10 protein-coding genes are annotated in these 12056 nt (G+C 59.1%); 4 read left to right on the forward strand and 6 right to left on the reverse strand.

All coding sequences use genetic code 11. From position 1 onward, the window contains the following. Nucleotides 1–82: 82 nt before the first annotated feature. Nucleotides 83–1057: a DUF3500 domain-containing protein gene (locus tag ABX749_RS07310; protein ID WP_372895394.1), complete on the reverse strand. Its 975-nt coding sequence runs from the start codon at nt 1055–1057 to the stop codon at nt 83–85. A 368-nt stretch (nt 1058–1425) separates the two neighbouring features. Beyond that, entirely contained in the window at nt 1426–3222 is a 1797-nt protein-coding gene (locus ABX749_RS07315; RefSeq protein ID WP_372895395.1) for an arylsulfatase, read from the reverse strand. A 261-nt stretch (nt 3223–3483) separates the two neighbouring features. On the opposite strand from ABX749_RS07315, the gene ABX749_RS07320 reads away from it, so the two are divergent. Next, complete coding sequence (locus ABX749_RS07320) at nt 3484–4710, forward strand: hypothetical protein (protein ID WP_372895396.1); 1227 nt, start codon at nt 3484–3486, stop codon at nt 4708–4710. Between the two features lie 2 nt (nt 4711–4712). Here the strand turns inward: ABX749_RS07320 and ABX749_RS07325 are convergent, their stop codons facing one another. Beyond that, a complete protein-coding gene (locus tag ABX749_RS07325) occupies nt 4713–6770 on the reverse strand; it encodes a glycoside hydrolase family 32 protein (protein ID WP_372895397.1) in 2058 nt (685 codons plus the stop codon). 76 nt (nt 6771–6846) lie between these two features. Then, nucleotides 6847–7734 carry a carbohydrate kinase gene (locus ABX749_RS07330; protein WP_372895403.1) on the reverse strand — a complete coding sequence of 296 codons (888 nt, stop codon included), beginning with the start codon at nt 7732–7734 and terminating at the stop codon, nt 6847–6849. Between the two features lie 181 nt (nt 7735–7915). Between ABX749_RS07330 and ABX749_RS07335 the strand changes: the two genes are divergently transcribed. Beyond that, the gene (locus ABX749_RS07335; protein ID WP_372895398.1) at nt 7916–8230 is read left to right on the forward strand and encodes a helix-turn-helix domain-containing protein; all 315 of its coding nucleotides are present in this window, start codon (nt 7916–7918) and stop codon (nt 8228–8230) included. Between the two features lie 343 nt (nt 8231–8573). Then, complete coding sequence (locus ABX749_RS07340) at nt 8574–10181, forward strand: GNAT family N-acetyltransferase (protein ID WP_372895399.1); 1608 nt, start codon at nt 8574–8576, stop codon at nt 10179–10181. Nucleotides 10182–10281: 100 nt separating this feature from the next. Here the strand turns inward: ABX749_RS07340 and ABX749_RS07345 are convergent, their stop codons facing one another. Both ABX749_RS07345 and ABX749_RS07350 read right to left on the reverse strand, forming a co-directional pair. Then, complete coding sequence (locus ABX749_RS07345) at nt 10282–10719, reverse strand: hypothetical protein (RefSeq protein WP_372895400.1); 438 nt, start codon at nt 10717–10719, stop codon at nt 10282–10284. Nucleotides 10720–10767: 48 nt separating this feature from the next. Then, a complete protein-coding gene (locus ABX749_RS07350) occupies nt 10768–11157 on the reverse strand; it encodes a hypothetical protein (RefSeq protein ID WP_372895401.1) in 390 nt (129 codons plus the stop codon). 198 nt (nt 11158–11355) lie between these two features. Here ABX749_RS07350 and ABX749_RS07355 point away from each other — a divergent pair. Continuing rightward, the coding region (locus tag ABX749_RS07355) for a hypothetical protein (RefSeq protein ID WP_372895402.1) at nt 11356–12056 on the forward strand (701 nt) is incomplete at its 3' end.

Genomic DNA, 12056 nt, shown 5'->3' on the forward strand with positions numbered 1-12056 from the left:
ACACCAACGGTTGCCGGATCCCGTTCCGTTGAAACGTCCGGTCCTCAATTTCAATTGGAACGGATACAAAACGTCGTGGCGTCTAGGACTTCACACCGATATTGATGTAGGCGTGAACGTGCGGGGCACCGCGGAAATGCCAGACCAGCGACGGGCCTTCGACACGCCAAATGTCCCAGACCTTGTCGTCGTCCAGATCTTCTTCCTGATAGAACGCCATGTGAAGCTGGTCGAGCCCACCGCTGCTCTTGAGAATCGCCATCACCTCATCGACGTCTTCTTCTCGATAGGGTGCCAACAAAACTTTCAACGTCGATTCGACCAGTTCTTTTTGATCGTTCGCCAGTTTGCTGACGGCGATGCCTGGGAATTTACCACCGGCGCCTTGTAACTGAACCGCGGTTTCTCGGGGTGCCTTTTTCAGCAGCGCCGCTTCCGCTTGATCGGCATCGAGTGCCTGGAAGACTTCGTTGGTCTTTTGGGTTTGGTAGAAGAACAGGTTGTCGCTCGGATTCTCTTCACCGTGGCCATAGACGATCGGTCCGCCGAATGCCGCCTTGTCTTCCCGATTCCCGTCGGCACGCATCGTCAGGTGCCGCCCAGTCATTTCGAATTGGAACTGGTCGGTGCCTGGTTCGCCGAAGATGGCGACACTGTAGTTTTCCATCCCGCCGTCATCTTCATCCATCTGCTGGATCAAACGCTCGTAACCATCCTTGGAGGTGATGTTGCGAACGATTTGATCGATCAGGGTTTGTTGTTGCTTGGAAAACAAGTCGTCGCCGATGGTCACTTTGGTAACGTGCCAGTTCGCGTTGATCTTGCGGCGGTCTTGGTGATCGAACGGTCGCCAGATCGCCTTCTTTTGTTTTTCCGAAAGCGATGCATAGAGTTCGGCGACCACGGTTTCCGCGGACGTCTTCGATGTCGCGGCATGAGCGAACCGTGGGTCGAATAGACCCGCCGACGCGACTCCGGCGGCAACGGCTCCTCCAAGTTTGACAAAGTCTCGTCGGGCAACACGCTGGCCATTGCGACGCGTTTCGGGACGGTTCATGTTCATCTCTGTGCTCACTGAAAGATTGGGGGGAAGGTCCAGGCGGGAACCGTCGAAGGACGGCGGAACGATTTCATCTTAGCAAGTTGCCGACTGTGACGCACAATTCTTGGTGATGATCCATTCCCAGCATGCCCACGCTTCGTGGGCGTCGCTTCCCACACCCAATTTGATTTTGAGTGCGCTTCGTCGTTTCGTAGGGCATGCTGTGCATGCCAATGGGCCGTCAGGCACAGCCTGACCTACGCCGAAACTCGAAACCAGAAAAGCTGAAAGGTAGACACACTCACCATTCGCAATCAATCAAGCCACCCTCCCCGGCAGGGAAGGGTGAACAAAACGGCCCTCCAACTTTTCTCGGGCGTTGCCTACTTGTCGCGGCGCGTCAAAATCACCTGGTGCGGGCCTTGAGTCTTTCCGTCAAAGACGACGTCGACGGCGAGGGTCATTTGCCCCGCCGGGAGTCGGAGATCGGTCTTGTGTCCGCGCCGCTGTCCGGCGGGGATTTCGAGTGTCTTGGTCAGCTTCCCCACGGTAATTGTCGCGGTTCCGGCCGGTGGGTCGCCCGCAAAAACAACCTCCACCTCATAGCTCCCTGCCTCCGGGGCCTCCAGCAACCAGACACCGTTGGAATTGCCCGCCCAAGGACGCCCCTGGATGTGCCGCCAGTCCTGACGCGTCAAAACACTACGTAGCTCGTGTTCAGTCCCGATGACGATCCGCGGCGGCGCGTAGTTGTCCGGCCGTGTCGAACTGACATCTTTGAACCAGGCTTCGTATCCGCGTTTGAGTCGCTGCACCACGTCGGGGTGTTGCTGGGCAAGATTGTTGGTTTGACGCGGATCCTGGCTCAGATCGTAAAGCTGAAAACTGGGATCGCCGGCAAAACTTTCCTTGCCAAACCCACTCGGGTGAACAAGTTTCCAGGGTTCTTCATGAAGGGCAAAGTGATGGTAGCGTTGCGGCTCGTTCCCTCGATGGGTTTGTAAAACGATTTGGCGTTTCGGCAAGGTCGTGGCGTCACCGGTCAACAGCGGCAGAAAGCTTCGCCCGTCGAGCTTGTGTCCATCGGGCACCTCGATTCCGCAAGCATCCAGCAAGGTGGGAAGCAGATCGATGTGCGCGCACAGCACGTCGCTGCTGCGACCGGCTTGCACCTGGGCGGGCCAGTGAAAGACCAGCGGCGACCGAATGCCACCGTCATCGACGGCCGCTTTCATGCCACGCATGTCGCCGACGTACCGCATCGTGTTGGGACCATTATCGTTGAGGTAAACGACAATCGTATTCTCGCTCAACCCGAGTGCGTTGAGTTTCTTGAACAGTCGCCCGACATTCTCGTCGATGTTGGTGATCATTGCGGCGATCCGCGCCAGCTTGTCACTCTCCTGCTCCAGCCGTTTCGGATTCAGTTTGTTGACCAGGATGGGTGAAAAATCGACCTTGCGATACTCCTGGTACAAGGCTTCGGGCACGTCGTGAAAGGGTCCGTGCGGTGCGTTGGTGGCAATGTAGGTAAAGAAGTTTTTGTCAGCCTTGGCACTCTGTTCGATGAAATCCATCGCGGCATCAAAATAGATGTCGGTGCAGTAGCCTTCCATGTGTGTTTCTTCGCCGTTCTTGATCAGCGTCGGGTCGGTGTACTTGCCTTCGGCGCCGATCGGATCGGAGGGTTGGCCGATGCCGCCGCCGCGATGCACCAGAGAGTCTTGAAAACCCTGGTCCATGGCGCGGAGCGGATAATTGTCGCCCATGTGCCACTTGCCGTAGATCCCGGTGCGGTACCCGGCGTCTCTCAAGAACTCGGCGATCGTGACTTCGTCGGAGTCCATCATCGCTCGACCGATGTAGGTGTCGATGCAACGGGTGCGGTAGTTGTATCGGCCGGTCATCAAGCAGGCTCGCGTGGGCGCGCAAACCGGACTGACATAGAACTTGCTCAGGAAACCACTGCGACGGTGCATCGCATCCAGCTCGGGCGTTCGGATCACCGAATTCCCCATGAACCCGTAATCGCCGCCTCCCTGGTCGTCGCTCATGATGACAATCACGTTGGGACGTTCCGCGGCGACGGCACGCGTGGCGTAGACTCCCGGGACGAAGACGCCCAGGCAACAAACGATCGCGAGGACAACGATCGCCGGGACAATGGGTTTTCTCTGCATGGAGTTTCTCAAGGATAGGGGCGACCGCCCGGTAGGAAGATGGGTGAAGCATTCGACGCGGATCGTTTCGTTCGCACCATCGTAACCCAGTCGGTCACGCTGTGCGTGACTGCCGATGCGTAGACGATTGGCATGCACAGCATGCCCTACCAACTACCCAGCGACGCCTCGACGGATCGGCGTCCCGGCCGGAATGCCATCGGTTATAGTGTGTTGTGCCATTGCAGCGGTTCACTTCCCTCGCCCGAGCGTGCAGGTCCGATGAGAATTCCAACCCTGATCCTTGTTGCCGCCAGCTTCGGATTCAGCGCCGGTGCGCCGTGCCTGGCGCAGTCCGTCCCGTCGGCGAAACAACTGGAAAACTGGCGACAGCGTTTCCCGGATGCGGATACAAACCGCGACGGCACGCTGACGATCGATGAGGCGAATCGGTACCGCCAGAAGATGTTGTCGCGAGCGACCGGGCAAGGCAATGCCGGCGGCGCAAACCGGGGAGCGCCGCGCGAGTTCAAGGTCAATCCCGGCTGGGACCAGGAACATTTTCCCGAACACGCCGTTTGCTACCTGCCGCCGCAGGAGATCAAAGCCATTTTCGAGCAGTCGGTGAAGGGAAAACAACCCGCCGTGGTTGCCTTTGAAAAACCCCGTGACGGCGCGCTGCGGATCGTCGGCACCGGACACAGCTTCATGGCGCCGGGCTATCGGACGTTTCCGATCATCTGCAAAGCGGCCGGCATGACGCAACCGCTTTACACGCACACCGGGGGCGGGATGACCGGCAGCACACGCTACAAGTGGGAACAAGAAAACGGGATCTTCGATTTCGAAGGCCGCCCCGAACCGAAACTGCTTGCATCGATCGCCAACGCCGAATGGGACGCCATGATGTGGGGGCCGTACTTCAACGACCGACCCGCTTATTATTCGTGTTGGATCGATTTCTGTTTGAAGTACAACCCCGACATGAAGTTCTACTTGTCCGACGCTTGGCCGCAGCTGTATCAACTCGGCACGAATCCGAAGTCGGAATCTTTCTTTACCGAAGAAGTCTTTGATCGACTCGGCGCGGAACGGCGAGCAGAGTACTCGAAGCAAGTCGAGGTGCTTCGCCGACAGTACCCCGACAAAATCTTTATCATGCCGACGTCCGACGCGATGGTCTTAGCGGCCAAGGCTTACTTGCGGGGCGAGTTGCCGGGCGTCGAGGGCATCCACCGTGTGATCGGCGGCAAGGAGCGTTCCTTGTGGCGCGACCAACTGGGACACATCGGTCCCGGTTTTGATCGACTGGAAGGCTACGTGTTCTATGCCACGCTGTATGGAAAGTCGCCTGAATTGATTGAAGCCGACATCCCGTTCGACGGGAACGCGTCCTTCCCCGGCCCCCAGCTGGATCGAAAGTTTCGCCAGATCGCCTGGCAGGCCGTCATCGGCCACCCGCTTTCGGGCGTCACGGGCGACCACGGCGACGACACCCGTGACCGCTGAGATCAGTTCACGCTGGGGTGCCAAATGCTGTCCAGGACGTGCAGCGTTGTCGCGGTGACTTGGGCCGATTCGTCGCCGGCGAAGACTTCGATCGTCGGCTTTTGGCCGGACGGAAAAATGCGGTCGCTAATCACGGCTTCGCCATCGTTGATGAACACTTCGATCGAAGACCGATCCACCAACAGCCGCAGTGAGACTTCGCCATCGAGGACGCGCGCCGGCGCCTCGTGGCGTCCCGAAAACGCTTGGTGAAAGGCGACGTTGCCGGATTTCCGCCGATCCACGTAGACCGCACCCGGCTCGCGATCGTAGCCGACTTCGGTGAATTCATCGTCGCCGGTGCGAATCCGAAGCCCGACCGAGCGGGCGGTGCCGGGCTTCAACGTCGTCTCAAGCTCAAACACCCTGTCCGTCAGTTCCCCCGGCTTGGTCACCGCGACCGGCGGCCAAGTCGCCCCGTGTGTCTGGATCGATCGACTGTGGATGCGCAGCTGCTGCAGTTCTTTCACCGGTCGTTGCACCAGGACGTAACCACCGGAGTCATCGCCACCGGAGTCATCGCGACCCGGTGTCTTCCGTAAACTCAACGTGCGTGGCACCGACATGCAGCTGCGCCAGGGCGACGTCGGGACGAGGCAGGTTTGCCAGTTGTTGAACCAACCGATCCAGATGCGGCGTCCATCGGACTGCGGGATGTCGGACCAACTCACCGGCGCGTAAAAGTCTCTTCCGAAGTCGACCCACTTGGCCTCCTGCATCGCCGTGAACCGGGTGCCGTCGAAATGGCCGACAAAGTACTCGCCGCCACTGCCGCCGGCCACGCTGCCGCTTCCCATGTCGACCTCCAACACCCACAACGATTTTCCCTCGCCGCCTTCGACCGGCAATTCGAACAGGTCCGGACATTCCCAGTTCGACTTTTGTGCCACACCCGCGGGGCCGAAACGACTCAGTTCGCTCCAGTCTTTCAGATTCTTCGACGCATACAACACCACGACTTTTTCTTTGGCGAGCGAGACGACCATGACCCAGCGATCGGTCGCTTCGTGCCAGAACACTTTGGGATCACGAAAGTCGGGGTTGTCGATATCGAGCACCGGGTTACCGGCGTACTTCGTCCAGGTCCTGCCGTTGTCGTTGCTGTAGGCCAAATTTTGGACCTGTTTGCCGTGGCCGTGACCGGTATAGATCGCCACCATCGCGGGCTGGTCCCCGCGGCCGAATCCCGAGCTGTTGTGATGATCTACCACACAGCAACCGCTGAATGCCATGATGCCGTCGGCTTCGGGAATCGCCAGCGGCAGGTGTTGCCAGTGGGTCAGGTCGGTGCTGACGGCGTGGCCCCAACTCATGTGGCCCCACGAGTTACCCGCGGGATTGTATTGGTAGAACAGGTGATACTCGCCGTCATGAAACACCAGCCCGTTGGGATCATTCATCCAATTGATTTCAGGGCTGAAGTGATATTGCGGCCGCAGCGGCTCGCGCAGGTAATCAGCCGATTGTCGATAGTTGGCGAGCTGGTGCTCCAGATCAAAACGTTTCGGCGGATCGTCGGTCTGGACCAGATGATCGACCAGCAGATGGCCCCATCCGCCGGTCGCACGGTCATAGATGCGAACACGCGCTTGCCGCCCCGCAAACTCCCCCACGTCCCAAGACGACCATTGCAGTTCCTCCGACTCGGCCCCGCTGGCAACACGCACCGATGCGCCGTCGACCAGCAATTCGATACCGACGCTGTCTTGCCGGGCACCGCCGCCGATCAAAAACGCCAGATGGCGGCGCCCGATCGTAAACGGGGGACTGGTGGCGGTCCCGGTCGTCGCGTCTCCTCCCACGAACGTGTTGATCAGACCCTGACCGCGAAATCCTGACACCGGCATTTGATTGGCAAGGGTGCCAGATGCCGGCTGCGCACCGAACGCCTTCCCCGTGATCGTCCATTCGCCGTAGGAATCGGATTCGAAATCATCGATCAACAGATCCTCACCGATCACCGCTTGCGCCGAACAGACGGATGCGACGATCACAACGAACAGGATTCTCACAACGCTCATTGGCAAAACTTCGTTGGACGGCTTGTCGGGACTGTCGGATCTCGATGCAGGACTGAGAGATCAGCAAACCGGGCATTCAGGGTTTCATCAAATCGTCGGGAAACGTCATCGTCGCGCCCGGTTGTGAACACACGTACGACGCCACCGCGATCGCATTTCGGTTGACGGTGTCGATGTCTTGCCCGCCGAGCAGCCCCAGGGTGATCGCGGCGGTGAAGGCATCGCCCGCGCCGACGGTGTCCGCCACCTCGGTGGGAATCCCCGGAAGATCGCTGACCTCGTTGTCGGAAACGATGGCCGCGCCATCCGCCCCGCGTGTCAACGCGACGTAACGCAACTGATGCCGCGCGGCCAGTTGCCGCATCACGTCCACGTCGTCGCCGGACAAACCGTTGATCCGGGCGAGCAGGGGCAGCTCGTCGTCATTGAGTTTGAGCACATTGGCCAGCGCGAGCGATTGCTGGATGACGGAATCGTCGTAAAAGGGCTCACGCAGATTCACATCTAGAATCCGCAGCGCCGATTCCGGTGTCGCCTGGACGAACTGGTTGATCGTTCGGCGTGACGTTTCACTGCGTTGTCCGAGGGTGCCGAAGCAGACCGCGTCGCACTGCGCCGCGACCTTGCCCAAGGCATTGTTCCAGACCAGATGATCCCAGGCCGAATCGTCGGCAAAGTGATAGCTTGCCTTGCCATCATCATCGAGCTGGACGTCGACTTTTCCGGTCGCGTGTTGATTGACCTGCAACACCGAGGTGTCGACGCCGCGTTGTTTCAGCGATTCGATCGCCTTGCGTCCCAAATCATCCTCCCCGACGGCACTGACCATCGACACCGCGGCGGCGCCACGCGACAACTCCGACGTGCTGCACGAAAAATTGGCCGGGGCACCTCCGAAACGGGGTCCATCAGGAAAAACATCCCAAAGAATTTCACCAATCCCAACAACCTGATGCACAACCATCACTCCTCCGCGATTCCCGTTCGGGTCTGCATGTCCTCCGGAGAAACGCCTTTCGTCTCCGGCACAAAGAACTTCACCCGTTCCACTGCAGCACCATCATACCGCAGAAGGAACCCAGAATTACCGCCCCTCGACCACCGCTCTGTTCAAAACGGCACGGGAGTTGTTTTGCACAGTCCCCATGCACCACAACGAACCGATTCTGCCGACCACCACGCATGATGGTATTGATTTACCGGATGTCCCGGCCGAGCACTCCCCCCTCGAACGGGCCGCGTGGCAACAGGGTTTGGAGCAGGAGGTTCTTTGGTTGTTGACCCAAAAAGTCTCGTCAATTCGCGAAGAAATCTATGATCGGGTCGACGAAATCTTGTTGCGAACCACGTTGGAAGCGACCGGAGGGAACATCAGTCAGGCGAGTCATCGACTGGGAATCAGTCGGCCGACGCTGAGAAGCCGGCTTCGCCAACTGAAGATCGAAATGCCGACGTCGTGATCGTGATGGAAAACTTCTTGCCAAACCTTGCGAAAGACTTTGCCACCGAACACCCGATCAGCTTTGAAGTCTTGGGACGCGATGAAAAAACCGCTCGTCGATCATTGCCCCCCAACCGTCGGACCGCCGGTGTGTGGTCCGACACCGTTGAATCGCGGTCCGTGATCAGCCCAGACCCTGGCGCCAAGGATCTGTGGACAAACGAGACTCAGCCGCCCTGCGAAATTGGTAAAAAAATTTCCAGTTTGTACGGCTGTCAAAATGAATCGAAGCAGCGAGACTGAACATGAATTGGCGTTCAACCGCTGCGGCGCATGGATCATCCTCACGCAATCAAAAATTAATGAATCAACCCACGACTCCCGTTAATCGCCACCCCGATCACGCCGTGTTGAGCGGCTCGCACGTGGGGGCGGAACCGGATTTTGATGTCTCCGAATTTGAACGCAAACTGCTCGTCCGCCAGCTCCGGATTGACGATTACGAAGCCTTGGTGAGGATGCAATTGCGTTGTTTTCCCGGCATGGAACCGTGGGGCCGCGACCAGATCGAAAGTCAGCTCAAGTACTTTCCCGAGGGCCAGCTCGTTGTCGAATGTGACGGACGCGTGGTGGCCAGCAGCAGCAGCCTGATGCTCGACTACGACGACGACCTGGAGTGGTGCGACTGGAAAAAAACGGCCGATGCGGGCTACATTCGCAATCACCGGCCCAAGGGCGACACGTTGTACGGCATCGAGATCATGGTCGATCCCGATTTTCGCGGGATGCGACTGTCACGTCGACTCTACGATGCTCGGAAAGAGCTTTGCCGCAGCCGAAACGTGGAACAAATGATCGTCGGCGGACGCATCCCCGGCTATCACAAGTATGCCGACCAGATGAAGGCGTCCGAGTACGTCGATCGCGTCATCAACAAGTCGATTTTTGACCCCGTCTTGTCCGCCCAGGTCGCCAACGGGTTTGCGCTGGAAGGGTTGCTGAAAGACTACCTGCCCACGGACACCGAAAGCTGTGGCTACGCGACGTTCTTGATCTGGCGCAACCTGGAGTATTCGCCGGTCAGCAAACGACGACACCGCCGCACTGTCCGCCCGGTCCGCATCGGTGCGGTGCAGTACCAGATGCGAGCGGTGGCGGATTTTGACGAATTCGCCCGCCAGATCACGTACTTCGTCGATGTCGCCGGTGACTACCGCTGCGATTTCCTGTTGTTCCCCGAGTTGATTACGACCCAATTGCTTTCCATCATCCCCTCGCTGCGTCCCGGCGAGGCGGCACGAAAGCTAGCCGAATACACGCCCCGATTGATGGAAGTGTTCGCAGACCTGGCGATGAAATTCGATACCAACATCATCGCCGGATCGCACTTCATTGTCGAAGACGATCGTCTCTACAACGTCGCGTTTCTGTTCCATCGGGACGGGCGGATCGACAAACAATACAAACTGCATATCACGCCCAGCGAACGCTCGTGGTGGGGCGTGGAAGGCGGACCGTCGATGGACGTGTTCGATACCGATTGCGGCAAGGTCTCGATCCAAGTCTGCTACGACTGCGAATTCCCGGAACTCGGTCGCTTGGCGGCGGGCCAAGGGGCGGACATCATTTTTGTCCCCTACAACACCGAGAGCCGACACGGCTATCTCCGCGTCCGCGCTTGTGCCCAAGCCCGCTGCATCGAAAATGACGTGTATGTGGCCATCGCCGGCTGCACCGGGAACCTGCCCTTCGTCGAAAACGCCGACGTGCACTATGCCCAATCGGCGATCTTGACGCCATGCGATGTCACCTTCGCCCGCGACGGGATCGGTGCCGAAGCGAGTCCGAACATCGAAACCGTCATCATCCACGACGTCGACTTGGAACTGCTGCGACGCCACCGTGAACGCGGCAGTGTCACCAACTGGAAAGATCGCCGCACCGATCTGTACGACGTGACCCAAAAGTGAATCGCTGGCCGCCAGGGCGCCGGGCAACGCTGTGAAGCATTTTTTTAGCGGTAGGCGTCGGGGTTGCGGAACCAGACGGTCCCTGAGCGGCGTCGGCGGGTCAGTTCCCGTTTCGATCCGCGGCGGCGGGTGCATCAACGCTTTCGCAAGAAACGCGGGCGAATTCGATTTCGTAAGCCGCGAAGTCTCGCTCGATGCCCTCCAGGTCCTCCAGAATCGATCGACGGACGGCGCCGCTGGAATCGGTATCGGCAGCCACATCGATCGCATTGTCCACCCCACCGATCAATCGGCGACGCCGTTTCGACAGCGGATCGATGGCTGTCGCGCCCGCGCGGTCGAGCGACTGGTCCTGCAGGCGAAACAGGGCCAATAACTGCTGGTGGAGTCGACCGAGTCGGTCTTCCAGCAACATCGACAGGTAGTGGCTATTTCCCTCTTGGTCATTGACGCCGACCGTCGCCTGTTCGGCAAGTGCGATCGCGTTGAAAAGCGTGTCGTGAATGGATTTGGCAAGATGGCCGGATGATGCAACCATGGCTGAGAAATGCCTTTCCGTGTGGAAATTGTTTTGCCAGGAATTCGTTCACGCGGTCGCGGGATCACCGCAAGACAGCTCTTCACAAAGTGAACGGCAGGCAACATAACCTACTGATACAGGATACTTTGCCGCCAGCGCACTCGCTTGATCGAAGAGCCTGATCGCGACGGCGAGTTCCCCCGATTCGAAGGACTGTAGGGCCGAACGGGCGTACTCCGCCGCCGTCCGCGCGTCGCTTTCGACCACGGCCAGCCATTCGGCGGCCTGCCGCCAACACTGCGATTCCTCGCCCCGCGTGGCCCTGGCCGCCACCCATGCCTGCCGCGACAGCAACCCGCGCAAATTCAGTCGATAGGATCCGAACTCGGTGTCCCAGCAACACCCCACCCAGCTTTCTTGAGCAAGTCGTACTAATGCACCGAGTTGAGTTGACATCGTGGTTGTTCGCGAAAAAGGCAAGGAGCGGATGATGGGAGTGGTCCTGTTCGGCTAAGTTAAACGGTCGCACGTCCCGCACTCTCCGGTACGCAGCTTGCACGACCTGACGCAAATGATGTTCCCATTGAGGTGCCAAATCTTTTGCCACAGGGGCTGCGGCGGTGCATCCACTCCCTTTGTTTTTAATGCCCATTCGTGAAAGCCCTGATCCGCCGAAATGCTTTCCCGATCGTTTGTAGCGCCGCGGTCGTGTTGACCGTCGGCTCGTTCGTGATCGCCTACCGGGCGATGAGCGATCTGCCGGTTGCCAATCAACGCATTTCACTCGCCCAAGTCCGGCTCCAACAGCTCGGTTCGTTGCGCGCCAACCTGGCCGCCGCCACGTCTCGCGTCCGTGTTCTCAATATGGGCGGCGACGATCAAGATCGGCTGGAATTGGCCGAAGCGATTGCCCGGTGCGACCAGCTGCTCGGCGAATTGCAGACCGCAGACCAACCCAATGCACCCTCGTTGTTGGGCCGGATTCACGACGGCGTGGGTGACTTTCTGGAACTGCTGCGATCGGCGAATGTCGCGCAAGGTTCGGTCAGTGACGAGCAGCTGTTGCAATTGCGTCAGGAATCGAAATCGCTACGGTCGCGGCTGGAGTCGCTCGAAGAATTACTCCGCGGCCAACTCGACGAGCTCCGCGGCGTTCTGGATTCGAAACGCCAGGGTGCCCTTTCCGGCTTGGTCGCCGGTCACGCGGTGATGCTGGCCGCACTGGCGTTGCTGTACACCGCGCGGCGCTCGGAACATCACCGCCGCTTGGTCGCCGACAGCAAAACCGCCGAAGCCGATCAGCGATTCGAACTGTTGTTCCAAAGCAGCGGAGACGGGATCATCGTGACCGACGA

It is taken from the genome of Stieleria sp. (genome assembly GCF_041595215.1).
In the GTDB taxonomy this organism is placed as follows: Bacteria; Planctomycetota; Planctomycetia; order Pirellulales; family Pirellulaceae; genus Stieleria; species Stieleria magnilauensis.